This window comes from Microbacterium azadirachtae, from assembly GCF_000956505.1.
In the GTDB taxonomy this organism is placed as follows: Bacteria; Actinomycetota; Actinomycetes; order Actinomycetales; family Microbacteriaceae; genus Microbacterium; species Microbacterium azadirachtae_A.
Window position 1 is genome coordinate 277,376 of the sequence record NZ_JYIX01000040.1, and the last position, 26,289, is coordinate 303,664.

Consider the following 26,289-nt stretch of genomic DNA (forward strand, 5'->3'; position numbering starts at 1 on the left):
GTGCCGAGTTCTGAGAATTCTAAGGCACGACACCGGTCCGCCCCGACGGGTGTGACGCCGCGGGACGGCCGTGGCCCGGCCTCTCGTCGACGACGCCGGCGCTCGCCGAGGGCACGGGATCCTGCCGAATGCACGGGATCCTCACGCCAACACCCCGTGCGCTCGGCAACAAGCCGTGTGCCCGGCAGCAGACGGTCCGCCCCGCGACAGGCCATGCCCTCGGCGATGCCCCGCACAACGTCCCCGGATCCGACTCCCCCGCCTCCGGGTCGTCCCCGTCAGCGCACCCTATGGGCTCCGCTGACGGGGACGACTCGGAAGTAGAGGGGGCGGAACCGGGGCTGGGTACGCTCGGAGCATGGGCACCCGCACCGCATCCGAGGGCGCACGCGCGCAGAAGCCGTGGCTGCCGCGCACGATCGACGCCGTGCTGGCGCGCGTGCTGCGGTGGCGTCTCGCGCGCGCCTGGCTGCTGTACTCCGAGAAGCACGGCCCTGCGCTTGCCGACGGGATCACCTACCGCGCGCTGTTCAGCCTGTTCGCCGCCGTGCTGCTGGGCTTCTCCGCGGCGGGGCTGTGGCTGGCCGGCAACCCCGGAGCGCTCACCGCGCTCGTCAGTGCGGTCGACGCCGCCGTGCCGGGGCTCGTCGGATCCGGCGGCCTCATCGACCCCGAGAAGATCACCGCCCCGGCCGGGCTGTCGATCGCGGGGGTCGTCTCACTCGCCGGACTCGTGGGCGCCGCGCTCGGCGCGATCGGATCCCTGCGCATCGCCCTGCGCACCCTCGCCGGCGCCCTCGCCGACGACGTGCAGTGGTACTGGGTGATCGGTCGCAACCTCGCTCTGGCCGCCGGGATCGGGATCGGCTTCGCGCTCAGCGCGGCCGCCACCGTGGTCGGCTCCGTGGGGCTCGACCAGATCGCCGATCTGCTGGGCCTCCGCCACTCCCCCGCGACCGCCTGGACCGAGCGGATCCTGTCGCTCCTGATCGTGTTCGCGCTCGACACCGCCCTCATCGCGGGGCTGTTCTCGGTGCTCTCGGGCGTGCGCACCGGCGCGCGCACCCTCTGGGCGGGATCCGCGCTCGGCGGCCTCGGACTGCTGGTGCTGCAGCAGCTGTCCACCCTGTTCGTCGGCGGCGCCTCGTCGAACCCGCTGCTCGCCTCCTTCGCGGCGCTCATCGCGCTGCTGCTCTGGCTCAACCTGTCCGCGCAGGTCGTTCTGCTGACAAGCGCCTGGATCATCACCGGGGTCGAGGACGGCGAGGATCGCGACACCGGCAGGCCGCGCACGTTCGCCGAACGGCGCCTCCAGCGCGCCGAACGGCTGCTCGTCGCGACCACGGCCGAGCGCGACGCGGCGCGGGACCAGGTCGCCACCGAGCGCCGTGGTTCCTGACGGGCTACTGCCCCTCGCAGGTCCCGTTCTCGAGAAGTTTCGGATCCGTGGTGATCGCGCTGTCCGCGGAGAACGTCGCCACGAGGGCCTCGCCGTCCACGCGCAGCCCGCTCAGGTGCACCCCCGCCGGAAGCCGGTCGGCGATGCAGAGCTTCTGCGTGGCGAACAGCGGCTTGAGCGCCTTCGCGAACGGCGAGGACGTGTCGGAGGCGTCCAGCGTCATGGCGCCGATGGTCGCCGAGGTCGGCGTGAAGGTGAGCTCGCCGCCCTCCGCACCAGGGGTGAGCGCGAGGGCGAGCGGCACGGTCGCGCCGAACAGCTTCACGGATCCGGTCGCCTTGACGTCCTTGCCGTCCAGCGTCACCGAGTCGATCGGGGTGGATCCGGCGGCGGCCTTGATGGCCTTCTCGAGCTGATCGCCCGTGATCCGGAACGTGCCGCTGGCGCTCCCCAGCTCACCGCCGCGGATCGGCACGCCCTTCGCATCGACGGCCACAGCGCTCGTGATCGGGCCGATCGCGACGCTCTTCGAGGAGAGGCGCACATCGTCCAGCCGGCCGGCCACGAGCTGCGGCAGCACGATCCCGCCGACGTTCACGTCCATCTGCTGATCTGCGGGGAGCTTCAGCGCCGTGATCACCTGCGAGCGGATCTGCTGTGCGACGACGGCCCGCGCCACGAACTCGCCTCCCACGACGAGCGCCGCGAGGACCACGACCACGATTCCGAGCACCCAGGGCCACCGCGCGCGCCGGCGGGGCGGCGGCACGGCGACGGGCGCGGACGGCAGCGGGGGCCGAGGCGGAAGCCCCGCACCGGGCGCGGCGCCCGGAGCCGGCGACCCCGGTGCCGGAGGCAGCGGCACGGTCGGATGCTCGGGACCGAGATCCCGCGGATACGGCTCGGTCGGGTGCGCGCCCTCTTCCGCGCCGCTCACGTCACATCCGCTCCGGCGCGGACACCCCGAGCAGATCGAGGCCGTTGCGCAGCACCTGGCCGGTGGCGTCGTTCAGCCACAGGCGCGTGCGGTGCACATCCTCGATCGGGTCGTCCCCCTGCGGGATCACGCGGCAGTTGTCGTACCAGCGGTGGTACAGGCCCGCGAGCTCCTCCAGGTAGCGCGCGACGCGGTGCGGCTCGCGCACCTCGGCGGCGAAGGCCACGATGCGGGGGAACTCCTGGAGGGCGCCCAGGAGCGCGGACTCGGTCTCGTGCGTGAGCAGCTCGGGCGCGAACGCCGAGCGGTCCACACCGGAGTCGGCCGCGTTGCGCGCGACGTTGTGCGTGCGCGCGTGCGCGTACTGCACGTAGAACACCGGGTTGTCGTTCGTGCGCTTCTGCAGCAGCTCGGGATCCAGCGACAGCGGGGAATCGGCCGGCGAGCGCTCGAGCGAGTACCGCAGCGCGTCGGTGCCGAGCCATTCGCGCAGGTCGTCCATCTCGATGATGTTGCCGGCGCGCTTGCTGAGCCGGGCACCACCCACCGAGACGAGCTGCCCGATGAGCACCTCGACGTCCTTCTCCGGGTCGTCGCCGGCGGCGCCCGCGAGCGCCTTCAGCCGGTGCACGTAGCCGTGGTGGTCCGCGCCGAGCAGGTAGATCTTGTGCTCGAAGCCGCGGTCGCCCTTGTTCAGGTAGTAGGCGGCGTCGGCGGCGAAGTACGTGTACTCGCCGTTCGAGCGGCGGATCACGCGGTCCTTGTCGTCGCCGAAGTCGGTCGTGCGCACCCATACGGCGTCGTCCTGATCGAACACGTGCCCCTGTACGCGCAGCCGGTCCACGGCCTGGTCGACGAGGCTCGGCGCGCCGTCGTCGCCCTTCGCGTGCAGCACCCGCTCCGAGAACCAGACGTCGAACACGACGTTGAACTTCGCCAGCGAGTCCTTCTGCTCGGCCAGCTGGTACTGGTAGCCGAGCTCGCGCGCGACGAGGAGCTGCTCGCTCTGCTCCAGCGAGAGGAAGTCGGGGCGATCGGCGAGTACGCGCTGCGCGATGTCCGCGATGTAGCTGCCCGCGTATCCGCCCTCGGGGGTCGGCTCGCCCTGAGCGGCGGCGACGATGGATCCCGCGAACCGCTCCATCTGCGCGCCCGCGTCGTTGATGTAGAACTCGCGCGCCACGGTCGCACCGCTCGCGTCGAGCAGGCGCGCGATCGCGTCGCCGAGCGCGGCCCAGCGGGTGTGCCCGATGTGCAGCGGCCCGGTCGGGTTCGCCGAGACGAACTCGATGTTGATCGAGCGGCCGGTCTGCGAGTCGTTGCGCCCGTACGCCTCGGCGGCGTCGACGATCACCTTCGCGAGGGCGCCGGCAGCGCCCGCCTCGAGGCGCACGTTGAGGAAGCCCGGCCCCGCGACCGAGGCCTCGGCGATGCCGTCCACGGCGCCGAGCCCGTCGGCGATCTGCTGCGCGAGTTCGCGCGGGTTCGCACCGAACTGCTTCGCCAGGCGCATCGCGACGTTGGTCGCCCAGTCGCCGTGCTCGCGGTTGCGCGGACGCTCCAGCACGATGTCGCCCGCGGTGAGCGCAAGGGGCTCGCCGGGTCGTCGCTCGTCCGCGATCGGGGCGAGGACGGTCAGGATCGCAGTGGCGAGGGCTTCGGGGTTCATAGGCTATCGATTCTAGGGCGTGTCGCCCTTCGGAACCGTCGTGAGAGGGCCGGGGATCCCCGCCGTCGCCCCGGCGCGCATCGCCTCGCCGATGCCCGCGCGCACCCGCGCGAGCGTGCCCTCGTCGACGTCGACGCCTGCGTGCCGCAGTGCGAGCATCGTCGCGCCGGCCGCGCCGCTGTCCACGAGCACGAACGGCACGTCGCCGAAGGCCTCCGCGACGTGCGCGCGCAGCATCTGCTGCGGCGCGCCGGGTCGCAGCACGATGCTCCCGCCGATCACCACGGGTCCTGGACCCGCCTGGACGAGTCCGAGCGTGCGCACCAGCTGCTCGCCCGCCTCGTGCAGGATCCCCTGCGCGACCGGATCATGCTCCTCTGCGGCATCGAACACGAGGGGCGCGAACCCGGACAGCTGCACCGGCCGCTGCGCGTACAGCACGCGGATCAGATGCTCCAGAGCGGCGGGGCGCCCATCGTTTCCTGAGGCGTGGGCGCCTTCGCCCGCGATGCCGGCGGCCTGCAGCACGCGCGCGGTGAGCATGCTCTCCGGGCCGAGACCGTCCAGCTCCGCGATCGCGGCCGCCGCCGCGCCGCGGCCGATCCAGAATCCGCTCCCGCGGTCGCCGAGCAGCCAGCCCAGCCCGTCTGCCGTGGCGACGATGCGCCCGCCCTCCACGCGCACGGCGCTCGCGCCTGTTCCGCACACCACGCCGTAGCCGACGGGAGCCACGGCGCCGCTCGCGTACATGGCCAGCAGATCCGATTCGAAGGTCAGCGCGCCGGCGAACCCGTTTTCCTTCAGCGGATCGAGGATCCACTCCGACGCGCCGCCGCGCGAATCGTGACCCGCCATCGCCACGACCATCCGGGACACGTCCGAGAGGCTCGCCCCTCCCGCATCGAGTGCGGAGGCGATCGCGCCGCGCACCTCGGCGAGTGCCGCGGGAATCCCCGATGAGGTCGGGTTTCCGCTGCCACCTCGACCGAAGCCGATCACGTGCCCCTCGCCCGTCGCGAGCACCGCCCTGGTGGAGGTCCCGCCGGCGTCCACACCGATCACGAGCATGTTGAACCCCAATTTGTTATCTGTCCTACTTGATTTTTCATCCTGGACCAGATGAGAATGTTTTTCACCCGAACCACGTCGATCCACGACGCATTTTCACCGGAGGCAATGGTGCCACTCATGCAGGACGTCGGCAACGAGTTGTCGATCACGCAGCGGATCTCGCTGCGGCGTCCGGCGATGCCGAAGGCCATGGCGAAGATCGCCGCGGTGATCACGGCGCACCCCACCGCCCCCGTCGAGCTGACCATCACCGAGCTCGCCGACCAGGCCGGCACCTCCGCCGCCACCGTCACCCGCTTCTGCCGCGCGATCGGCTTCGACGGCTACACGCAGTTCCGAGTCGGCGTCGCCGCCGAGTCCGGGCGAGGCGACGCCGGCACCACCTGGCGCACCGACATCGCCGACGACATCGGGCAGGACGACCCGGCCGACCGGGTGCTGCTCACTCTGCTCGGCCTGCACACCCGGAGCATGGAGATCACGACACGCCTGCTGGACCTCGACAACGTCCAGCTCGTGGCGCGCGCGATCTCCGAGGCCAGGCACGTCGACATCTACGGCGTGGGCGGCAGCGGCGTCATCGCCGACGAGTTCCGCGGGCGCCTCTACCGGATCGGCGTGAACGCGCACTCCTGGTCCGACGTGCACGACGGCCTGACCAGCGCGGTGCTGCAGGACGGCTCCTCGGTCGCCGTGGGCATCTCGAACACGGGCCGCACCGAGGAGACCATCGAGATGCTCTCGCACGCCCGCGCGGCGGGGGCGCTGACCGTCGCGATCACGACCGACGCCGACTCCTGGCTGGCCTCGAGCGCCGACGTCGCGCTGATCACCGCCTCCGGCAACCCCGCGCAGCGCCCCGACGACCTCTCCATCAAGCACGCGCAGCTGCTCGTCATCGACCTGCTCTACGTCCTCGTGGCGCAGCGCACGCTCGGCCAGGCGGCGACCCGCCTCGCCGCGAGCGCGATGGCCGTCTCGGCGCACCGCCGCTCATCGTCCCCCGTCGAAGCACCCCGCCCCCAACGAACGAAGGAGTCCACCCGATGAGCGCCTCCCCCCAGGATCTGCTCCGCGAAGCCGAGACGCGCCTCGAGCGTCTCACCGCCGACGCGCAGAACGGCGCGCTGGACGCCGCGATCGACCTGCTCGTCACCGCGTTGCGCGACGGCGGAGTCATCCAGGCGTTCGGCACGGGTCACTCCGAGGCGTTCGCGATGGAGATCGCAGGACGCGCCGGCGGGCTCATCCCGACCAACCGCATCGCGCTGCGCGACATCGTGCTGCACGGCGAGCGCCCGGCCGACGTGCTGACCGGATCCCTCGAGCGCGAGCCCTGGGTGGTCGACGAGCTCATGGCCGTCTCCCCCGTGACCGAGAACGACGTCTTCGTGATCGCCTCGAACTCGGGCGTGAACGGATCCATCGTCGGCGTGGCCCTGTGGGCGAAGGAGCACGGCCACAAGGTCATCGCGGTGACCAGCCTCGAGCACACCGCCCGCGTCGAGCCCAAGCACCCGAGCGGCAAGCGTCTCAGCGAGATCGCCGACGTCGTGATCGACAACCTCGCCCCCTACGGCGACTCCACCCTGCAGGTCACCGAGACCATCTCCGCGGGCGCGATCTCCTCGATCACCGCCGCGTTCATCGCCCAGCTCCTCACGCTCGGCGTGGCCCGCACTCTCGCCGAGGCCGGCGAGGTGCCGCCGATGTACATCTCCGCGAACATCCCCGGCGGCGACGAGCACAATGCGGCTCTCGAAGCCCGCTATCTCGATCGGCTCCGCCGCGGCGCCTGAGCGCCCCACAGACTCATCCTCTCCCTCACCCCTCACTAAGGAAGGCAAGAATCACATGGAAACCAAAGACGCTTCCATCAGCCGCCGCTCGCTGCTGCGCGGTGCGGCGCTCGCGGCGGTCATGGTGCCCCTCGGCGTCAGCCTGGCGTCCTGCGCTGCCCCGGGCGGCGGCTCGGGCGGCGGTGCCGCCGGCGGCACGAAGTCGGCCGACAACCCGTTCGGCGTGGCTGCGAACTCCAAGGTCGACGCCGTGATCTTCGACGGCGGCTACGGCGTGGACTACGTCGAGAACTCCGGCAAGATCCTGGCGGCGAACAAGAAGCTGGACGGCGTGACCGTCAAGGTCTCGTCCTCCACCAAGATCGCGCAGGAGCTGCAGCCGCGGTTCGTCGGCGGCAACCCGCCGGACCTCATCGACAACTCGGGCGCGAACTCGATCGGTTGGAACACGATCCTCGACCAGCTCGAGACGCTCGACGAGGTCCTGGACTCGAACAACCTCGAGGGCACCAAGATCAGCGACACGCTCTACGGCGGCGTCAAGGATCCGGGTACCTTCGACGGCAAGTTCAAGGCCCTGAACTACGTCATGACCGTGTACGGCCTGTGGTACTCCTCGTCCCTCTTCGAGGCGAACGGTTTCACCGTCCCGAAGAGCTGGGAGGACCTGCCAGCCCTCGGCGAGGCGGCCAAGGCGAAGGGCAAGTTCCTGTTCCTCTGGGGCAAGGAGGCGGCGACGTACTACCAGACGCTCGTCATCGACTCCGCGGTCATCCAGTCGGGCGACGACGTCCGCCTCCCGCTGGAGAACCTCGACCCGAAGGCGTGGTCGCACCCGACGCTGCAGAGCATCCTGAAGATCCTGTACGACCTGATCCAGGCCGGCTACATGAAGCCGGGCGGCGCAGGAACGCAGTTCACGCAGGCGCAGTCGCAGTGGAGCCTCGACCAGGCCGCTCTGCTCTACCCCTCTGGCTCGTGGATCGAGAACGAGATGAAGAAGCAGACGGCGCCCGACTTCAAGATGATGGGCATCCCGGAGCTCCCCCTGGACGGCAAGCAGACCACCCCGGCGGGCTTCATGCGCGCCGAGGCCGGCGAGCCGTTCATCGTCCCGACCAAGGCCAAGAACCCGGCCGGCGGCAAGGAGCTCCTGCGCACCATGCTGTCGAAGGAGTCGGCGACCTGGTTCGCGAAGAACAAGCTGGCTCCGACGATCGTCAAGGGCACCGTTCCTGCTGACGGCTTCGGCTCGACCGCTCTGCAGTCGCAGTCGAAGATGCTGGACGCGGCGGGCGACAACGTCTTCACGATCAAGTCGACCAACCTGTACGGCATGAACTCCGACCAGCTGCCCATCTGGAACACCTTCCTCGCGGGTGGCATGACGGTCGACGAGATCACCAAGCAGCTGCAGGCGCTGGTCGACAAGGTGAAGAACGACTCCTCTGTCACGAAGATCGAGATCAAGTAATGTCACTCAGCAGTCCGGGTCTCGACAGTGCGCTGGACACTGCCGCCGTGACTGCTGCTCGTGCGGGGCGCCGCAAGGCGCCCCGCCTCGGGCAGCGTCGCCTGACCTTCGATTACGTGTCCTTCCTGCTGGTCTTCCTCGGGCTGCCGCTGGTGATCTTCCTGGTCTTCGTGATCTCGCCGTTCATCCAGGCGGTGTACTACTCGATGACGAACTGGACGGGCTTCTCCCCGAACATGCAGTTCGTCGGCCTGCAGAACTTCGTCAAGCTCTTCCAGGATTCGACGTTCCTGCAGGCGATGGGGAACAACATCCTGCTCGCCATCGTGGTCCCGCTCATCACGATCGTGATCGCCCTGATCTTCGCGAGCATGATCACGGTCGGCGGCCCGAGCCACGGCAACGTCCGCGGACTCAAGGGATCCAGCTTCTACCGCGTCGTGTCGTTCTTCCCCTACGTCATCCCCGCGATCGTCATCGCGATCCTGTGGTCGATGATCTACTCGCCCACGGGTCTGCTGAACGGCGCCCTCGGCGTGCTCGGCATCGACAACAAGCAATGGGCCTGGCTCGGGGAGCAGAGCACGGCCATGGGCGCCACCATCTTCGTGATCGTCTGGAGCATGGTCGGCTTCTACATGATCCTCTTCATCGCGGCGATCAAGGGCATCCCGGGCGAGACCCTCGAGGCCGCCCGCATCGATGGCGCCGGTCGCTTCCGCACCGTCACCTCGATCGTGCTGCCCCAGATCCGCGACAACGTGCAGACCGCCTACGTCTACCTGGGGATCATGGCGCTGGACGCCTTCGTGTACATGGCAGGCCTGAACTCGACGGGCGGCCCCTCGAACAGCACGCTGGTCATGAGCCAGTACCTGTTCCGCACGGCATTCGAGAAAGGCCAGTTCGGCCTGGCGACCGCGATGGGAGTCGTGCTCGCGATCATCACACTGCTGTTCGCCGCGCTCGTGATCGGCGTGTTCCGCCTGATCGGCGGCAAGGATGAAGGAGGTCGCTCGTGAGTACCGACACGCGCGCCGCGATCACGATCGACCGGCGCAAGGGCTCCGGCCCCACAACGCGCACCACGAAGTCGACCGGCAGCGACAAGGTGGTCGGCGGGATCTCCCACGTGGTCCTCGCTCTCTGGGCGATCGTCGTCATCCTGCCGATGCTGTGGACCCTGCTCGGCTCGTTCAAGACGACCACGGAGATCTTCAAGTCGCCGTTCGGCCTGCCTGCCGATTGGAACTTCAACAACTACGTCAGCGCCTGGGTCGACAACAACTTCGGCGGCATGTTCGTGAACACGATCATCGTCGTCGGCTGCGCGCTGATCCTGGTGATGGTGCTCGGGGCCATGTGCGCCTACGTGCTGGCACGGTTCCAGATCCCCGGCGGCAGGGTCGTCTACTACCTCATGCTCGCGGGTCTGACGTTCCCGCCGTTCCTCGCGATCGTCCCGCTGTTCTTCATCCTTCAGAGCATGCAGTTGCTGAACACGCTGCCGGGTCTGATCATCACGTACGTCGCGTTCGCGCTGCCGTTCACGGTGTTCTTCCTGTTCTCGTTCTTCAAGTCGCTGCCCTATGAGATCCAGGAGGCCGCCTACGTCGACGGCGCCAGCGAATGGCGCACGTTCTTCCAGGTGATGCTCCCGATGGCCAGGCCCGGCATGGCGGCCGTCGCGATCATGAACTTCCTCGGCCTCTGGAACCAGTTCATCCTCCCGATCTCCCTCAACACGAACAAGGACAACTACGTGCTCTCGCAGGGCATGGCGTCCTACGCGTCGTCGGCAGGCTACGCGCTCGACTTCGGCCAGATGTTCGCCGCCGTGATGATCACGATCATCCCGGTGCTGATCGTCTACGTCCTCTTCCAGCGTCAGCTGCAGGGATCCGTCTCGCAGGGCACCTCGAAGTAGGTACCCCGCAACACCCCGAAGGGGCCGTCCTGTAGATCTACAGGACGGCCCCTTCTCGCGTCGCCGAGGGTCAGCGCCTCGTCGGCTGATGCGCCACGAAGTACTGCCGCATCTCCTCCGGTACGACGGGGATCTGCTGCGGGCGGGAGCCGGAGCGGATCGAGAGGGCGCCGGCCACTCCGGCCGCGACCGCGTCGCGAGCTGCGAGCGGGTTCGTGTCGGTCGGCCTGCCGGACCGGACGAACTCGACGAACTCGCCGACGGTGAGCGGGTCCGCTCCCCCGTGCCCGCCGTCCCCTCCGTCCTCGATCGGATAGCGGACATGCCCCCTCTCGAGGTAGTCGCTGCGCGCGTTCCAGAGGCGGATCTCTCCGCCCGTGCCATCGTCGAAGTTCTCGATCCGCCCCTCGGTGCCGATGATCGTGTAGTTGCGCCAGTAGTCCGGCGTGAAGTGGCACTGCTGATAGCTCATCAGCACGCCGGAATCCGTGCGCATCATGATCATCGAGATGTCCTCGACGTCGATCACGGGGTTCAGGTCCTGCTGCGCGAGAGGCGGCCAGTTGTCCATCGCGAACCAGTCGCCCATGCGCCGGTCCGAGTTGTCGCGACGGGACTCCACCTGCCCGTAGACGGCGAGGTCGCCCACGCCGACCACGGTCCGTGAGGAGGTGCCGGCGAGCCAGTGCATCACGTCGATGTCGTGCGCGCCCTTCTGAAGCAGCAGGCTCATCGACTTGTCCCGCTCGGCGTGCCAGTCCTTGAAGTAGTAGTCGCCGCCATGGCCGACGAAGTGGCGGCACCAGATCGCCTTGACCTCGCCGATCTCGCCGCGGTCGATGACGTCCTTCATCATCCGCACCACCTGCATGTGCCGCATGTTGTGCCCGACGTAGAGCTTCGAGCCTGTGCGGTAGGCGGTCTCGAGGATCCGGTCCGCGTCCTCGATCGAGATCGCGAGCGGCTTCTCCAGGTAGACGGGAACGCCTCCTTCGAGGAGCTCGACCGCGATGTCGGCATGGGTGAAGTCCGGCGTCGTGACGAAGGCTCCGTCGACCACCACGTCCGAGGCGAGCAGTTCGGAGACGGAGGCGAACACCGGGATGTCCCCGAAGAGACGCGCGGCCCGCTCGTGCGTCTGCGGCGCGGGATCCACCGCCGCGACGACCCTGCCGCCGGCGGCCGCGACGTGCAGCGCCACGCCCGCACGGGCGCCGACGCCGATCACCGCGGCACGGAACTCCTCGCTCTGCGGGGTCTGGTCGTGTTCTCTCATGTCGTTCCTTTCTGGTCGGTCGTGGCGAGGCCGGACCGGGGAGATCCCGGTCCGGCCTGTTGCGACGGGCGCTAGCGCACGGTCAGCGTCACGTACTGCGAGGCGTCGCCCGGCGCCTGCTGCTCGAGCCGCATGCGCTCGTTCACGTACTGCAGGGCGAGGCCGCTGTTGCGGTTGACCAGGCGGTATGTGGTGGAGCCGTCGAGCGAGGTGCCGTCGGTCGCGACGCGCTGCAGGTACCACTGGTCGCTGCCGCCCGGCGTGCCGAGGCCCGCCGAGGTCAGCGGCTGGGCGTCGGCCTGCGGAGTCCCGACGGCCACGACCGCGTCGACCGCGCGCTGCGCGTCGGGCGCGGAGCCCGTCACCTGCAGGTCCTTGCCGGTTGCGGCATCCACGAGACGGTAGAAGCCGCTGTTCTCGCCGCTGCTCCCGCGGACGTCCTTCACGGGCGCGAGCCTCCAGGTCGAGACCCCGGTCGCCGCCCCGTTGCCGCCGTCCAGTCCAGGACCGCGGTTCGCCGCCACGGCCTTGCCGCCGACCCGCAGCACGTAGGCCGCGTCGGCGCTCACCGCGTCCCCCGCCGTGTCGCGCGGCGCGTACTCGGTGCTCACCGCCGCCGATCCGTCTCCGGCGGTCTGCGCGATGTCGACGACCTTCCCGTTCAGATCCGAGATCGTCAGGAACGAACGGCCCGTCACGTTCTGGTTCGTCAGGCTGCCGTTGTCGAGCGAGGTGAGATAGCCGCCGTTGGATCCGGCGGGCATGAGCCCCACGACCTTCCACGAGTTCGGATCTCCGAGGTCGGCGGTCTCGTAGACGTTGCCGTCGTAGCCGACGATGCGGTAGAGCCCCGAGAACGCGTTGTACGAGATGGCCGACTCGTTGTTCGCCGACGGCAGGTACAGGTGGTTCGAGACCGGATCCTTGTAGTAGGCGCTGTTGGTGATGAGGTCGACCGTCTGCGCGGCCCCGGTGCCGGGGTCCGTCTGGGTGACGTAGATGCCGCCCGTGACGACCTTGACGCCGTTCTCGTACTTGTCATCGACCGCCTTGAGCGTCATGTCCTGCCCGGTCACCGGGTCGCGGTACGACACGGTGCGATCGGGCGCCGACTGACCTGTGGCGTTGTCGACGATCGTGTGCGCCAGGGTGTTCGCGGTGTAGGTGCCGCCAGACGCGTCGGCGAAGACGATCAGGTGGTCTGCACCCACCTTGGCCGCCTGATACGACGCCGAGGCGGTGTCGCCGGAGCCCCTCCAGGCGATGAGATCGGTCGCCGGGTCGTAGGACACGTTCAGTCCGCCGATGGAGTTGACGTTGCCGTCGATGCCGCCGATGCCGGGCTGCGACCACGCGCCGTCGTACCACTTCTGCCAGGTGCCGCTGGCCATGCCGCCGCTGATCGGCGCGCGCGCCATCTCGGTCCAGCTGGCCAGGGTCGAGGACGCCGGCTTCTTGTAGATCTTCACGTTGTACGTGATGTAGAAGTAGCCGGTCGAGTAGTCGATGAACAGCCGGCAGCCGGAGTTCCCGAAGGGATACGACTGGCCCGGTGACGCGGTGTCGTCGATGACCTGGTCGTCGTCCCAGGCCGAGGTGAGCGCGGGCCCCGCGTACTGCCAGGTGCCGCCCTCGTCCGTGGACGTCGCAAGCAGGATCCGGTTGTTGTGATGCCCCGTCGAGACCTTGTCGGCGATCGTGGCGTTCGCCCCCTTGGTCTGCCAGGGGTCGAACTGGAACTCGTCGTTGAGCAGGGCGTGCCAGGTGCCCTGCGGATCCACCCACACGCCGATCACGTCGCAGTGGTCGTCCTGCTGCGGCGACGGGATCGGGAAGGCGGGATCCTTGTCCAGCTGATAGCAGATCGTGCCGGCGTCCGCGTAGTACGCCGGCGCCTGCGCTTTCTGCGTGGTCGTGCCCATGCCCGCGGACACGGCGCCCATGTCGGTGTTGGTGAAGGTGCGCGCCCATGCGCTCCCCGGGCTCGTGCTGTACGCCGTGAGGGCGTTGGTCCAGTGGAACTGCCCGTCCTTGCCGAGGTAGGCGGATCCGGCGATGTCGCTGGTCAGGCCGCCCTTGAGCGTCGTGCTGCCGGCCGCGGTGTACTGCGGTGGCGTCGGAGCGGTGTCCGCCTGCGCGGCGGCGGGCAGCGCGAGGGCGAGGACGGCGCCCGCGGCGAGCGCCGGGGTCAGTCGTCTCCAGCGGGCTTTGCGATCTGCGGTGCGGTGCGGTTTCATGGTGATGCCCTTTCCTATTCCTCTTCGAAGCGGAGGGTTTGGGTGTGTCCTTCCCGTTCCCCACGTCGCAAGCGCGGAACGGGAAGGCGCCCGCTCATGCGATCACACGAGCGCGACGTCCGGGTTGGGCTCGCGCGGGCCGCTCTCCTGCCCTGCGGGCACGGTCTCGAGGGCGAGCACGGTCGGCATCCCCGTGAAAGCGGAAGCCGGGAGCTGGACGGTGTGGGCGTCCAGCACGGTGAAGGGCGTCTCAGCGCCGTCGACGAGCGCGCGCACGGCGCGCAGCGCGAGCCCAGGGGGCAGCGCGATCGTGAGGATCCCGGAGACCGGGATGCGGGTGACGATCGCGTGCACGACGCCGTCGGATACCTCGGCCGACGCATCCGCTTGCAGAGGGGCCGTGTAGAAGCCCCAGCCCGGGTAGTCCCATCCCGGCGCGGGACCGCTGTCGTGCACCGCCGCTCCGTTCACCGCCATCCAGGCGCCGACGGCATCGGCCAGAGCCGTCTCGACCGGCGCCAGCGAGCCGTCGCCGCGCGGCCCGAAGTTCAGCAGGAGGTTGCCGCCGAGGCTCACGGTGTGCGCGAGCTGCTCGACCATCTGCGCCGGGGTCTTCCGTCCTCGTTCGGCCCAGGCGGAGTCGTGGAATCCCCAGCTCGCCTGGGTGAGGGTGGCGCAGGCCTCCCAGTCGTACACCGAGACCGAACGATCCCACGGTGCCGGGAGACGGCGCTCGTAGCCGCTCTCGTAGTCGCCCATGAGCGCCCCGTTGGAGTCGAAGTGCCGCGCTCCCCTGTCATCGGCGCGGAGGCGGCTGTTCACGATCGCGCCGGGGATCCGCTCCTTGAGCAGCTGCTCGATCTCGTGCGTCCAGCGGCCGTTCGCCTTGACCGATTCGTCCCAGGTGCCGTCGAACCAGAAGCCGCGCGTCTGCGGATACCGCTCGGCCAGTTCGAGCAGTTGGTTCGTCGCGAAGTCGAGATAGCGGTCGAACGCGATGCGGTCGTCGTCGGATTCGATCGCGTACCGCCAGTCGGGGTGATGCCAGTCGAGCACCGAGTAGTAAAGGTGAGTGGCGAGGCCCTCTGCCCGGTACGCGTCGAGGATCTCGCCGAGCACATCGCGCCCCGAAGGCGTGGCGGCGACGGTGAAGTCCGAGTACGCGCTCGGCCACAGACAGAACCCGTCGTGGTGCTTGGTGGTGACCGTGACGTAGCGCGCCCCCATGCGCCTGGCCGTGCGGGCCCATTCGGCCGGATCGAACCCGTCGAGCGTGAAGTCCGCGGCGAGCGCGGCCCAGTCCTCCCGGCTCACGTGCGCCGAGTGCATGAGGAACTCGGCAGCGAACTCGATCGTGCGGCCCTGCCAGGTGCCCGCCGGGATCGCATACAGTCCCCAGTGCACGAACTGGCCGAATCGATCGGCGCGGAACGCCCGCATCGTCGGATCCTGTCGGCGGTCGGCGGAGGTCGCGCCGTAGGTGAGCGGGATCATCGTGCCTCCCCGCGCGGACCGGTGAGCCCGGGATGCCCGTCCCAGGGGACGAAGGTCGCGAGGTCGAACTCCGCTGTCGCGCCGGAGGCCCAGTCCAGGCGCACGCGTGTGTCGTCGACGTCCACCCGCACCCGGTCGCGCCAGCCCTGCGGATCCACGGCACCGCCGCGTTCGAGCACGTGCAGCGTGATCACGACGGTGCGATCCGTACCGGTGCGGCCCACCAGCGCGGGGGTCGCGGCGTGCGGTCCCATCGCGTTCGCGTCGCGGTAGGCGAACACCCGAGCGCGGTCCGGAGACACGCCGACCCCGGAAGCTTCGACAGGCACAGGGGCGTCCCAGCCGTGCAGCCCGACGATCGCCGCGAGCAGGCCGTCGCGGCCCTGCGCCCACGCGCCGCCCTCGAAGACCCCGGTCGCGAGCTCGACGTCGTCGGCGACGGCCCAGCCGCCCTCGCGCACCGCCCAGGGCCGGTCCGTCTGCACGAGGTGCGCGCGCACCTCGGCCGTCCCGTCCCCCGCCGTGACGGTCGTCACGGCGGTGCCCGGCAGGGCGCGGCGATGCCGCTGCGGCACGTGCACGGATCCGGAGAGCTCGCCCTCGACGCGGGTCGCCCGCAGCGAGCTGCGCCTGCTGCCGGCGCCGTCGTCGTCGAGGAGCGCGAAGTGCGAGTCGACGGCCTCGGCCCAGGCCGGCCCCGTTCCCGGCGCGGTGTGCGTCGAGTACGCGAACTTCGCGTAGTGCGGGTCGTCCCGGTCCTCATCCTCGCCGACGGGCAGCGTCGCGTGGTCCGAGCCGTGGTTCGCCATCCGGACGATCCCGTCCGAGGCTCCGCGGAGCACCCAGCCCACGGGTTCGATCGGGGCGGTGAACGCTCCGCGGTCGGAGGGCTGCGCCTCCTCGACGGCGGTCCAGACCGGCGCGGTCGCGGGCTGCGCGAGCCCGAGGAAGCCGATGCCGGCCAGGTACGGGGAGCCGAACCCGCTGTAGTCCTGACACATCGGCTCGAACTCGCCGTACCAGCCCAGCGTGAGCGGGCCGTCGGCGCCGACCCCCTGCGCGGTGAAGCGCGCGAGCACGCCGGAGGCGATGCGGCGGGTCTGGCCGGGGGTGAGCGCGCTCGCCCCCGACGCGTCCGCGCACCAGAGGGCCGCGAGCGCCGCCGTGCGGTACGTCAGCGAACGGCCCTGGTGCAGGAGAGCACCGTCGGAGGCGACCATGTGCGCCTGCGATGCGGTGAAGTCATGGAGGCGCGCGAGATACCGCTGCCCGTCCGGCGTGTGCACCGTGTCCGTCATGCGATACCAGGCCCAGAGGTACGGGTGGATCGCCCACGCGTTGTAGTAGTCGACCGCGTGCTCCGGGCCGTCGGTGTACCAGCCGTCGCCGAGGTACCAGCTCTCCACGCGCGCCACGTTGCGGGTCGCGTGCAGTCCTCGTACGTCCTCGTCGACCGAGCGCAGGAACCCCTCCGCCATGGCCGGGAACAGCTGCCAGTTGTTCTGCCACACCTCGCAGCGGGCGTGATGACGCAGCCAGTCGGCGATCTGGAGCTGCTCGGGCCGGGTCAGCCCCGACCACAGCCGGTCGCGGCTGACGTGAAGGGAGAACGCGACGTTCGCGGCCTCGACGATCGAGTTCGTGATCCCGGTCAGCGGCAGGCGGCAGCTGACCCCGCGGGGCCACTCCTCCTCGCCACCGGGCCTGGTTCCGGCCAGCAGCGCACGGGAGTAGTACTCCAGGTGCTCTTGGACGACCGGGTCCCCCGGATCCGCGGCGCCCGCGATGCGCGGCGCGGCGAGCAGGAACGATCGGCCGACGGCCTCCATCCCCTCACGCCGCGGCCCGTCGCCGGTGATGCGTCCCGGCAGGCGCGGCAGGGCGCCCTCCGGGCTGGCGTAGCGGCGCACCTGGCCCAGCCAGTCGTCCGCCACCGCCTCCCACTGCGCCCTGCCCCAGCCCGTGAACGGGGAGAGGACCGGATCCATCGCGATCGTCGTCGAGATGTCTTCCCTCACGGTTCCCTCTCCCCCGCTGCCCTCTCCCGCGTTCACGGATCCGCTGCGTCTCAGGCGCTCGGGGACGGGCTGGCCGTCGCGCCGCTCAGCGCCTTCTGGAACTCGGAGCGGATGGCGTCGCCGCCCGCGCTCTTCCACGTCGAGATCGCGCTCTTCACGTCGTTCAGCGAACCACGTCCGGCGATGAAGTTGGTCACCGCGTCCGAGACGGGCTTGGCGATCGTGAGGCCCTGCTTCGCGTTGGTCGGGCTGAACAGACCAAGAGTCGGATCCGCGACGCCGATCGGGACGAGCTTCGCGTACGCGTCGTGCAGCACCTTGATGGCATCGGGGAACTGCGGCGAGTACAGCGTGTTGGGACCGGCCGCCAGGTACTTCCACGGCACCGCCGTGTTCAGGGCCGCCGCGGGCATCGGGATCGGGTTGCCCTTGGCATCGCGAGCGTAGTCCGTGCCCTCGGCGCCGTAGTTCATCAGGAGGTACTCCTCACTGCCGAACGGGGCCGCCAGGAAGTTCGCCACCTGCAGGACCTGCGTGATGTGGTCCTTGCTGCCCTTCTTCACCATCGTCCAGGCGAAGTCGATGTTGTCCAGCCACACGGTGGCCTTGCCGCCCGTGGCGCTGAACGGGATGAACGGGGCGACCTTGTTCGCGGGGTTCGCCGCCGGAACGGTCTGCTGGTATCCGCCCGGCTTGCCGAACGCCGGCAGCCCGTCGTAGATCTGCGCGACCTGGCCGGAGATGAAGGCGTTCGACATCTGCGACTTGGTCCAGCCCTCGCTGCCGGGGGCGAAGCATCCCGCGGCGTAGAGCTTCTGCACGAAGGAGACCATCTCCAGGTACTCCGGCGTCTCGATGTCCTTCACGAGCTTGCCGCTCTTCATCGTCCAGTTGAAGGGGACGTGGAAGATGTGCTCGAACGGGATCAGACCGAACTTGGTGCTGCCGAGAGCCCAGCGGTTCGCTCCGGTGAGCTGCTTGGCGAGGGAGAGGTAGTCGTCCGCGTTCTTGATGGCCGAGGTGTCTGTGACACCGGCGGCCTCGAAGAACGTCTGGTTGATGAAACCGGATCCGCCGGTCATCCCGCGAGGGATCGGGATGCCGTAGAGCTTGCCGTTCTGCACGGCGGGCTTCCAGAACGCCTGCGGGATGTTGGCGAGGTTCGGGTAGTCCTTGGACTTGTCGCCCGCGAGGAACGGGGTGAGGTCCTGGCAGGCCGATTCGAGGAAGCCGATGATGTCGGCGATCGCGGCGCCGTCGTTGAGCATGAGGTCGGGCATGTCCCCGCCGGCGATCACGGTGTTGAGCTTGGTGTCGTAGTCGTCGCTCGAGACCGCGGTGATGTCCACCGTGCCGCCGAGGCGCTTGTTGATCTCCTGCCAGGCCGGGTTGGAGGCCGCGGGCGTGGGCGGCGGGCCGAAGATGTTCGTGATCGCGGTGATCTTCTGACCCTTCAGGAACGGCGCAGGCACCGAGCGGAAAGGCTTGGCCGGGTAGTTGAAGAAGGCCGCAGGGACGCCCTCGGCGGTGCCCGCGAGATCGGGGGTGGCGCCGTTGAGCGGGATGTACTTCGGCAGCACCGAGGCGGAGGCGGCGGAGGCGTTGAGCGCGCCCTTCGTGCCGCACCCCGCGAGGGAGCCCGCGGCGACGACGCCGAGGACGCTGAGGGCGGCGAAGGACAGGAAGGTCCGCCGGTTCGTTTCGAGAGCCACGATGGGCTCCTTTCTGTACAGGGAGGTGGATCGATCGGGTGGAGCGGGCCTCAGCCCTTGACGGCGCCGGTGAGGACGCCCTTGGTGAAGTACTTCTGCAGGAACGGGTAGACGAGCAGGATCGGGATGACGCTGATCACGACGACGGCCATCTGGATCGCCTGGGACGGCGCGGAGATCTCGCCGACCGAGGCGGTGTCGAGCGGGGACCCCAGCAGCACGTACTGGCGCAGGATCATCGACAGCGGCCACATGTCGCTGTTCAGGTAGAGCATCGCGTTGAAGAACGCGTTCCAGTAGGCGACCGCGTAGAACAGGCCGACCACGGCCAGCACGCCCTTGGAGAGCGGCAGCACGATCTTGACGAGGATGCGGAAGTCGCCGGCGCCGTCGATCCTGGCCGCTTCGAAGAGCTCCTGCGGCAGGCCCATGAAGAACGAGCGGACGACAACGAGGTTGAACGCCGAGATCAGGGTGGGCAGCACCAGCGCCGCGTAGCTGCCGAGCAGTCCGAGCTGCTTGACCATGAGGAAGCTCGGGATGATGCCCGGGGTGAACAGCATCGTGAACAGCGCCGTCAGCAGGATGAACTTCCCGAACGCGAGATCGCGACGCGAGAGCCCGTAGGCCATGCCGACGGTCGCGGCGAGCGAGCACAGTGTGCCGATCACGGTGATGAGCATGCTGCGGATGAGAGCGCCGGTGACGATGCCGCCGGAGAAGATCGTCTCGTAGGCGGCGAACGTCGGATGCAGCGGGAAGAGCACCAGGCCGTTGGCGTTCGCGATGTCGGTGCTGTCCGAGAGGCTGGTCGAGATCACCGTGAGGAACGGGTAGAGAGTCGCGACGCAGATCAGCGTGACCACGACCGCCTTGCCCGTGATGCCGATCCGGCTGGGCTTCTCCATCCATGCCGGCCGCGCCGACTCCGCCTGACGGTTCCTGCGTCGGGTACGGGGCATGACGACCGCCCTGGTCGTCAGCTGCACGTCACTTGCCACTGGAGTACACCCCTTCCTGGCCGAACAGATGAGCGACCTTGTTGGCGCCGAGCACGAGTGCGAGGCCCACGATGCCCTTCACGAGACCGACAGCGGCTGCCGGGCCCCACTGCCCGTTCTGGATGCCGTGGTAGTAGACCCAGGTGTCGAGCACCTCGCCGGCGCCGGCGCCGACGTTGTCGCGCTGCAGGACGATCTGCTCGAAGCCCACCGAGAGGATGCTCCCCAGGTTCAGGATGAGCAGCAGGATGATGACCGGCATGATCCCGGGGATCGTGATCGTCTTCATGCGCTGCCAGGGGCCTGCGCCGTCCACGGCGGCGGCCTCGTACAGCTCCTGGTCGATGTTCATGAGGGCCGCGAGGAAGATGATCGTCCCCCAGCCCGCGTCCTTCCAGGCGGACTGGATCGACACCAGGAACGGGAAGAACCAGGGCGTGGTCATGGCCTCGAACGGCTGCATCCCCAGCGCCTGCATGAGGTGCGGCACCACGCCGGTCGCGCCGAGCACCTGCCCGAAGATCGACACGATGATCACCCAGCCGAGGAAGTGCGGCAGATAGACGACGCTCTGCACGAACTTGCGGATCCGGTTCGACATGATGCTGTTCAGCAGCAGCGCCAGCACGATCGGGATCGGGAAGAACAGCACGAGCTGGAGGCCGGTGATCACCAGGGTGTTGCGCAGCGCCTGCCAGAACGTGGGATCCCCGAAGATCTTCACGAAGTTGTCGAATCCGACCCACGCGCTGTCGATGAAGCCGAGGTAGGGCTGGTAGTCCTCGAACGCGACGATGTTGCCGGGAAGCGGCAGCCAGTGGAACACCACGAAGTACAGGAATCCCGGCGCGATCAGCAGGAGCATGACTCTGTCGCGCTTGATCCGCTCCCAAAGGCTGCGCTTGCGGTGCGCGGGCACGCCGTCCGCCGATGCGGCCCGGCGGCGGGCCTTCGATGCGGAACGCGCGGGCTGCGCACCTGCAGCGCCATCGCCCTGAGTCGTCGTGCCCTGCACGAACGGCTCGCTGTAACTGCTCATCTTCGACCTCGACCTGAGACGGGGAAACTTCATCGGTTCTCCGCAAGTGCTAGAAAGCGCTTGCTGTGCTGCGAACGTACCCGACGGATCTGCGGGTGTCAACGCTGAGGGAGGATTTCAACGAAACATTGATTTTGAGAGGATCCACGTCCCTTGATCTCGCCGCGGCGCTGGACGGAATGCATAGTATGCGCTTACTATCTGGATGCAGAACGAAAGGATCGTCGTGGATCACAACCCCCAGACCCCCCGCCCCGCCGCCGTGGTCGTCATGACGGAGGGCTCCTTCCTCGAGGTGTTCTCCGAAGACGCGCTCGCACGGCTGCGGAACACGGTGGAGATCGTGGGGCCGCTTCCGATCACGGACTTCGCCGTGCCCGAAGCCCGGGCAGCGTTGCGGGAGGCGCGCGTCATGCTGACTGGCTGGGGGGCGCCGCGCATCGACGCGCGCGTGCTCGACCTCTCCCCCCAGCTCGAGGCCGTGGTGCACACCGCCGGCACCGTGAAGACCTTCCTCGACGCCGAGGCGTTCGGCAGGGGCATCAGGGTGAGCACGGCGGCGGCGGCGAACGCCACGCCCGTGGCCGAGTTCACGTTCGCCGCGATCGTGTTCGGACTCAAGCGCGCGAGCCGCTTCGCGCATCAGCTGCACACCACCCGGCGGCACCGGACCGTCGACGGCATCCCGCCGATCGGCACGAACGGCGTCACGATCGGAATCCTCGGCGCCTCCAGGGTCGGGCGCGAGGTCATCGCCCTGGTGTCCCGGCTGGACGCGCGGATCCTCGTCTGCGATCCCTACCTGACTGCCGCGGAGGCCGCGCGGCTCGGCGTCGAGGCGGTCTCGCTCTCCGAGATGTGCCGCCGCAGCGACGTGCTCACGCTGCACGCCCCGAGCACGCCGGACACCCGCCGCATCATCGGCGCTCGCGAGCTCGCGCTGCTGCACGACGGCGCGCTCATCGTGAACACCGCCCGCGGCGCCCTCATCGACACGGAGGCGCTGTCCGCGGAGCTCGTGGGCGGGCGGCTCGACGCGTATCTGGATGTCACGGATCCCGAGCCGCTGCCGGCGGACTCGCCGCTGTACTCCCTGCCGAACGTGGTGATCACCCCGCACATCGCGGGCGCCCTGGGCAATGAGATCCACCGGCTGGGCGACTCGGCCGTGCGCGAGGTCGAGCAGTACGTTGGTCGAGGGATCCTCGCGCATGAGCTCCGTGCCGACGAGCTGGCGTACACCGCCTGATCGATGCAGAGCACCACGCGAGGGATCGGGCCGACGGCCCACGAACGGAGGATGGGATGACGACGCAGGACGATCGCGCCACGGTGGGCGCCATGCACACCGTGACCATGTCCGATGTCGCCGAGCGGGCCGGCGTCTCGTCTGCCACGGTCTCCCGTGTGCTCAACGGGAACTATCCGGTGGCGCAGGCCACGCGCGATGTCGTGAACCGGGCCATCGAAGACCTCGGCTACACCGCGAACGCGCACGCCAGAGCGCTCGCGAGCTCGGCGACGCACAGCGTCGGGATCATCGTGAACGACCTCGTGGATCCGTTCTTCTCCTACATCGTGCGCGGCGTCGAGCAGGAGGCCTCCGCCACGGGCAGGCTCTGCATCGTGGCCGCGTCGCAGGGCGACGTCGACCGCGAGATCGGCCTGATCGACCGCATGATCAGCCAGCGCACCGACGCCGTGATCGTCGTCGGAGGAGGCTATGAAGACCCGCGCGCCCGCCGCCGGATGGCCGAGCGCGCGCGGACGCTGGCCGGCATCGGGTCGACGCTCGTGCTGTGCGGCCGTCCCTCGGTGGGCGAGCAGGCGCCGACCAAGATCGTCGGCTACGACAACGAGGGCGGGGCCTTCGCCGTCACCCAGCACCTCATCGCCCAGGGCCATCGCCGGATCCTCTACCTCGGCGGTCCGATCGGGCTCTCCACGAGCGTCGCGCGCCTCGCGGGCTTCCGCCGCGCGATGCAATCGCACGGCTACGACGTCCCCCCGGAGCTCGTGCACCAGGGCGCGTTCGGACGCCGTTTCGGCCACGCCACGATGGGCGAGATCCTGGACGGGAATCCGGAGATCACCGCGGTCTTCGCGGCGAACGACCTGGTCGCGGCCGGCGCGCTGGACGCGATGACCGCGCGCGGCGTGCGCGTGCCGGAGGACATCTCCCTCGTGGGCTACGACGACATCCCGCAGTCCAGCGAGCTCACCCCCAAGCTCACCACCGTGCACGTGCCGCTCGAGGACATGGGGCGCGAGAGCGTGCGCCTCGCGCTGAGCCGCACCGACGACGCCTTCGGCCGTCACGCGGACGGCGAGATCATCGTGGGAACCCGCCTCGTCGAGCGCGAATCCGTCGCCCCGCCCCGCGCGACGCCGTGGACGCCGGGCCGCTGACTGCGGCGCGTGAGGAGACGACGAAGGGCCGCCCTGAATGGGCGGCCCTTCGTCATGTTCGTGCCCCCGACAGGAATCGAACCTGCGACCTACGGTACCGGAAACCGGCGCTCTATCCGCTGAGCTACGGAGGCGTACCGAACGAGCCTAGCATCGGATCGGCGTTCCCTCCGACTGCGCCGGATCCCGGTAGTGTCGCGAGAAACCGACCGATCGATGAGGATGCAGATGAGCGCTTCCGTTCCCCCGTCACCCTGGACGAACGCGGCTGCGGAAGAGCCCCGCGTCCCGCGCGGAACGCCGGTCTACACCGCCTGGGCATGGGTGACCGCCTGGACGACGGTTGCTGCGGTCGCCGCCTCAGCCGTCATGATGTGGCTGCTGACCGGGCCGATACTCACCTACGCGCGACACGTCGCCGAGCTGAGCGGCATGGCCGCGACGGGAGCGAGAGTGCAGCCCAGCGCGGTGTTCGCGATCATGTTCGACCTGATGCCGGGGATCATGACGGCGTCGCTGGTCGGCACGCTCCTGAGCTGGGCACTCTATGCGTTCGCCATCGTCGCCGGGTACCGCGATTACGTGCAGCTCGGCCGTCTCGGCTACCCGAAGCGCTTCCACTGGGCGTGGAGCTTCCTCTCGCCGGTGTATCCGATCGGCCGTGCTGTCGTCGTGCGCCGACAGGCGGGAGCGGGGTCGGCCACGATGTGGATCGCCCTCGCCGCGACCGCCGCGAGCCTCCTGCTCAGCCTCGGCTGGTCGTTCTGGCTGATGACGGCGATGTTCGACGCCATGCGCGCTGGGCTCGGCACGTTCGCCTGACGCCGGCGGCAGCCCTCAGATCAGCACGCCCGCGATCAGAGCCAGCACGGCGAGCAACGGGAACAGCCCCTGAACGGTCGCCGCGCGTGCCTTGCTGCGGTCGGAGAGGATCAGCACGAGCGCGGCGGCGAGCATCGATGCGACGCCCGCCATCATGAGGGTCCAGCCGATCGAGAACGACGCGGCGGGGGCGACGATCAGGCCGATGATCACGAGGACCGCGAGGAACAGGTTGTAGAAGCCCTGGTTGAAGGCGAGCGGCTTGGTGACCTCTGCGGCTTCGGCTGTCGTGCCGAAGATGCGACGGGTGGAGGGATGCGTCCAGCGCACCGACTCCAGCACGAAGATGTAGACGTGGATCAGGGCGGCGACCCCGGCGAACACGGATCCCAGGATGAAGAGCATGCGCCGATTCTGCCGCGATCCGGGTACCGGCGCGAGAGGCGCGCGCTAGCTGCGATGACCATGCACCGGTGCCGCGTTCGCAGGAGGCTCTCCGACTTCGTCGACGGTATGCCCGGCGCACGGCGTCCTGGTCACGCTCGCCCGTTCGATGCGCGACACGGTGAACCATCGCATCGCGTCGCGCAGGCGGCACCACCCGACGAGGTACCACCGGCCGTTCGTGGAGGCGAACAGGACGGGTTCGACGTCGCGCGTGGTCGTGGTCCCGTCACCGGCCGTGTAGCGGATGCGGACGACGCGCTGGTCGGCCATCGCCTCCTCGAGTGCCGACCTGATCGCGCGCGAGGGGACGGGAAGCGCGTCGACCCAGACGCGATCGGCCAGCGCATCGGCCCTCGCCCTGGTTCGGGGATCCAGGACGTCCATGATCTTCCGGACCCCGGCTGCCGCCAGATCCGCGTACGGGGCATCGGATGCCGCCGATACGGCCGCCAGGAGCGCCACCGCCTGCGCAGGAGACAGGCTGACCGGCGGCAGGGACGAGCCCATCGCCATTCCGTACCCGCCCCCGGGCCCGGGACGGGACCAGATGGGCGCGCCGCTGCTCTCGAGCGCTGCGAGATCTCTCTTGACGGTGCGCACGGATACGCCGAACTCTCGTGCCAGCCGCTCGGCGGAGCATCCGCGGGATCCGCTGCGGCGCAGCATCTCGGACAGGGCGTGGAGTCGCTCTGTCCGCTTCACCGTGCCGCTTCCGAGAATTTCATGACATAAATAGTGACATACACCTGCCCGCAGCGTCGTCGAAGCTGGTGACATGACACAGACGACGGGCAATCCCACCATCCTTCTCATCGCCGGCCACTGGCTGGGCGCCTGGGCCTGGGACGACGTGCTCGAGCAACTGCAATCCACCGGCTCTCCCGCCCTCGCGATGACGCTGCCCGGTCTCGACCCCGACGATCCGGAGCGCGCCGCGAGGACTCTCGACGACCAGGTCGCGGCGATCCTCGACGCCCTCGCCGGAAACGGCGTCTCGGCGAGCGAACCCGCGATCGTCGTCGCGCACAGCGGGGCGAATTTCCCCGTCACCCTTCTCCTCGACCAGCATCCCGAGCTCGTGCGTCGCGTGGTGTGGGTCGATTCCGGGCCCGTGGGCGCGGAGAGCGCCTTCGCCGCCGACCTCCCGGACGACCTGGAGGATCTGCCGCTTCCCTCCTTCGACGTGCTCGCTCAGCAGGCGAGCCTCGAGGGACTGAGCGCAGAGGTCCTCGCGCGGTTCCGCGCACGGGCCGTCCCCGAGCCCGGCCCCGTGCTCCGCCAGCGCGTCGAACTCGTGAACGATGCGCGCCACAGGATCCCGACCACCCTGGTGTGCTGCTCCATCCCGAGCGCGCAGCTGCTGGACCTGGCACGAGGGGGTCACCCCATGTTCGCCGAGGTCGCGGGCCTCGAGCACCTCGACGTCGTCGACCTCCCGACCGGTCACTGGCCCATGTGGAGCCGTCCTCGCGACCTCGCCGAGGTCATTCGCTCAGCGGCGACTCGAACCCGCTGAGCGACGGGCGAGGGCCGTGGGCCCGCTGGCCGTGGTCAGCGG

The 26,289-nt window shown here is 69.3% G+C and carries 22 protein-coding genes and 1 tRNA gene; 10 read left to right on the forward strand and 13 right to left on the reverse strand.

The features are described 5' to 3' along the window. The first annotated feature begins 358 nt into the window (after nucleotides 1-358). Complete coding sequence (locus RS86_RS19290; RefSeq protein ID WP_045273883.1) at nucleotides 359-1,399, forward strand: YhjD/YihY/BrkB family envelope integrity protein; 1,041 nt, start codon at nucleotides 359-361, stop codon at nucleotides 1,397-1,399. 4 nt (nucleotides 1,400-1,403) lie between these two features. Here the strand turns inward: RS86_RS19290 and RS86_RS19295 are convergent, their stop codons facing one another. From RS86_RS19295 to RS86_RS19305, 3 genes are read right to left on the reverse strand one after another with little or no spacing between them, the layout of a single operon-like run. Further along, nucleotides 1,404-2,336 (reverse strand): DUF2993 domain-containing protein, encoded by a 933-nt coding sequence (locus tag RS86_RS19295; RefSeq protein ID WP_052680392.1) that lies wholly within the window; start codon nucleotides 2,334-2,336, stop codon nucleotides 1,404-1,406. A gap of 1 nt (nucleotide 2,337) precedes the next feature. Next, on the reverse strand, nucleotides 2,338-4,005 hold the full coding sequence (argS, locus tag RS86_RS19300) for an arginine--tRNA ligase (RefSeq protein ID WP_045273884.1): 1,668 nt from the start codon (nucleotides 4,003-4,005) through the stop codon (nucleotides 2,338-2,340). 12 nt (nucleotides 4,006-4,017) lie between these two features. Then, nucleotides 4,018-5,073, reverse strand: a complete 1,056-nt coding sequence (locus RS86_RS19305; RefSeq protein ID WP_152642238.1) for an N-acetylglucosamine kinase — start codon at nucleotides 5,071-5,073, stop codon at nucleotides 4,018-4,020. Nucleotides 5,074-5,193: 120 nt separating this feature from the next. Between RS86_RS19305 and RS86_RS19310 the strand changes: the two genes are divergently transcribed. The 5 genes from RS86_RS19310 to RS86_RS19330 are packed head-to-tail and all read left to right on the forward strand — an operon-like array spanning nucleotide 5,194 to nucleotide 10,276. Further along, complete coding sequence (locus RS86_RS19310; protein ID WP_045273997.1) at nucleotides 5,194-6,126, forward strand: MurR/RpiR family transcriptional regulator; 933 nt, start codon at nucleotides 5,194-5,196, stop codon at nucleotides 6,124-6,126. Next, nucleotides 6,123-6,875, forward strand: coding sequence for a sugar isomerase domain-containing protein (locus RS86_RS19315; RefSeq protein WP_045273885.1), 753 nt, complete (start codon nucleotides 6,123-6,125; stop codon nucleotides 6,873-6,875). The genes RS86_RS19310 and RS86_RS19315 overlap by 4 nt, the downstream gene beginning before the upstream one ends. A gap of 55 nt (nucleotides 6,876-6,930) precedes the next feature. Further along, complete coding sequence (ngcE, locus tag RS86_RS19320) at nucleotides 6,931-8,349, forward strand: N-acetylglucosamine/diacetylchitobiose ABC transporter substrate-binding protein (protein ID WP_045273886.1); 1,419 nt, start codon at nucleotides 6,931-6,933, stop codon at nucleotides 8,347-8,349. Then, nucleotides 8,349-9,371, forward strand: a complete 1,023-nt coding sequence (locus RS86_RS19325; RefSeq protein WP_052680395.1) for a carbohydrate ABC transporter permease — start codon at nucleotides 8,349-8,351, stop codon at nucleotides 9,369-9,371. The genes ngcE and RS86_RS19325 overlap by 1 nt, the downstream gene beginning before the upstream one ends. A gap of 20 nt (nucleotides 9,372-9,391) precedes the next feature. Next, nucleotides 9,392-10,276, forward strand: coding sequence for a carbohydrate ABC transporter permease (locus tag RS86_RS19330; protein ID WP_045273999.1), 885 nt, complete (start codon nucleotides 9,392-9,394; stop codon nucleotides 10,274-10,276). Between the two features lie 70 nt (nucleotides 10,277-10,346). On the opposite strand, the gene RS86_RS19335 is transcribed toward RS86_RS19330, so the two are convergent. The 7 genes from RS86_RS19335 to RS86_RS19365 form a co-directional block, all read right to left on the reverse strand. Further along, nucleotides 10,347-11,552 (reverse strand): Gfo/Idh/MocA family protein, encoded by a 1,206-nt coding sequence (locus tag RS86_RS19335; RefSeq protein WP_045273887.1) that lies wholly within the window; start codon nucleotides 11,550-11,552, stop codon nucleotides 10,347-10,349. Between the two features lie 71 nt (nucleotides 11,553-11,623). Further along, nucleotides 11,624-13,789 (reverse strand): RICIN domain-containing protein, encoded by a 2,166-nt coding sequence (locus RS86_RS19340; protein ID WP_045273888.1) that lies wholly within the window; start codon nucleotides 13,787-13,789, stop codon nucleotides 11,624-11,626. Nucleotides 13,790-13,891: 102 nt separating this feature from the next. Further along, nucleotides 13,892-15,283, reverse strand: a complete 1,392-nt coding sequence (locus RS86_RS19345; protein ID WP_082076911.1) for an alpha-L-fucosidase — start codon at nucleotides 15,281-15,283, stop codon at nucleotides 13,892-13,894. Next, nucleotides 15,280-17,301: a DUF2264 domain-containing protein gene (locus RS86_RS19350; RefSeq protein WP_235281841.1), complete on the reverse strand. Its 2,022-nt coding sequence runs from the start codon at nucleotides 17,299-17,301 to the stop codon at nucleotides 15,280-15,282. The genes RS86_RS19345 and RS86_RS19350 overlap by 4 nt, the downstream gene beginning before the upstream one ends. Nucleotides 17,302-17,351: 50 nt before the next feature. Then, nucleotides 17,352-19,013 carry an extracellular solute-binding protein gene (locus RS86_RS19355; protein WP_052680396.1) on the reverse strand — a complete coding sequence of 554 codons (1,662 nt, stop codon included), beginning with the start codon at nucleotides 19,011-19,013 and terminating at the stop codon, nucleotides 17,352-17,354. A 50-nt stretch (nucleotides 19,014-19,063) separates the two neighbouring features. Then, on the reverse strand, nucleotides 19,064-20,014 hold the full coding sequence (locus RS86_RS19360; protein WP_235281842.1) for a carbohydrate ABC transporter permease: 951 nt from the start codon (nucleotides 20,012-20,014) through the stop codon (nucleotides 19,064-19,066). Continuing rightward, complete coding sequence (locus RS86_RS19365; RefSeq protein ID WP_200892848.1) at nucleotides 20,004-21,053, reverse strand: ABC transporter permease; 1,050 nt, start codon at nucleotides 21,051-21,053, stop codon at nucleotides 20,004-20,006. Before RS86_RS19365 ends, RS86_RS19360 begins: the two co-directional genes overlap by 11 nt. Before the next feature lie 226 nt (nucleotides 21,054-21,279). Between RS86_RS19365 and RS86_RS19370 the strand changes: the two genes are divergently transcribed. Together RS86_RS19370 and RS86_RS19375 are read left to right on the forward strand one after the other, a co-directional pair. After that, nucleotides 21,280-22,302 (forward strand): hydroxyacid dehydrogenase, encoded by a 1,023-nt coding sequence (locus RS86_RS19370; RefSeq protein ID WP_235281843.1) that lies wholly within the window; start codon nucleotides 21,280-21,282, stop codon nucleotides 22,300-22,302. 56 nt (nucleotides 22,303-22,358) lie between these two features. Then, nucleotides 22,359-23,462 carry a LacI family DNA-binding transcriptional regulator gene (locus tag RS86_RS19375; protein WP_045273890.1) on the forward strand — a complete coding sequence of 368 codons (1,104 nt, stop codon included), beginning with the start codon at nucleotides 22,359-22,361 and terminating at the stop codon, nucleotides 23,460-23,462. A gap of 61 nt (nucleotides 23,463-23,523) precedes the next feature. Here the strand turns inward: RS86_RS19375 and RS86_RS19380 are convergent. Then, nucleotides 23,524-23,596, reverse strand: a tRNA-Arg gene (locus RS86_RS19380). A gap of 94 nt (nucleotides 23,597-23,690) precedes the next feature. Here RS86_RS19380 and RS86_RS20025 point away from each other — a divergent pair. Next, nucleotides 23,691-24,284, forward strand: coding sequence for a hypothetical protein (locus RS86_RS20025; protein ID WP_052680397.1), 594 nt, complete (start codon nucleotides 23,691-23,693; stop codon nucleotides 24,282-24,284). A gap of 15 nt (nucleotides 24,285-24,299) precedes the next feature. On the opposite strand, the gene RS86_RS19390 is transcribed toward RS86_RS20025, so the two are convergent. Then, nucleotides 24,300-24,689, reverse strand: a complete 390-nt coding sequence (locus RS86_RS19390; RefSeq protein ID WP_045273891.1) for a DUF1304 domain-containing protein — start codon at nucleotides 24,687-24,689, stop codon at nucleotides 24,300-24,302. Between the two features lie 45 nt (nucleotides 24,690-24,734). Then, complete coding sequence (locus tag RS86_RS19395; protein WP_045273892.1) at nucleotides 24,735-25,433, reverse strand: helix-turn-helix transcriptional regulator; 699 nt, start codon at nucleotides 25,431-25,433, stop codon at nucleotides 24,735-24,737. A gap of 73 nt (nucleotides 25,434-25,506) precedes the next feature. On the opposite strand from RS86_RS19395, the gene RS86_RS19400 reads away from it, so the two are divergent. Further along, nucleotides 25,507-26,247 carry an alpha/beta fold hydrolase gene (locus tag RS86_RS19400; protein ID WP_045273893.1) on the forward strand — a complete coding sequence of 247 codons (741 nt, stop codon included), beginning with the start codon at nucleotides 25,507-25,509 and terminating at the stop codon, nucleotides 26,245-26,247. Nucleotides 26,248-26,289: the final 42 nt, after the last annotated feature.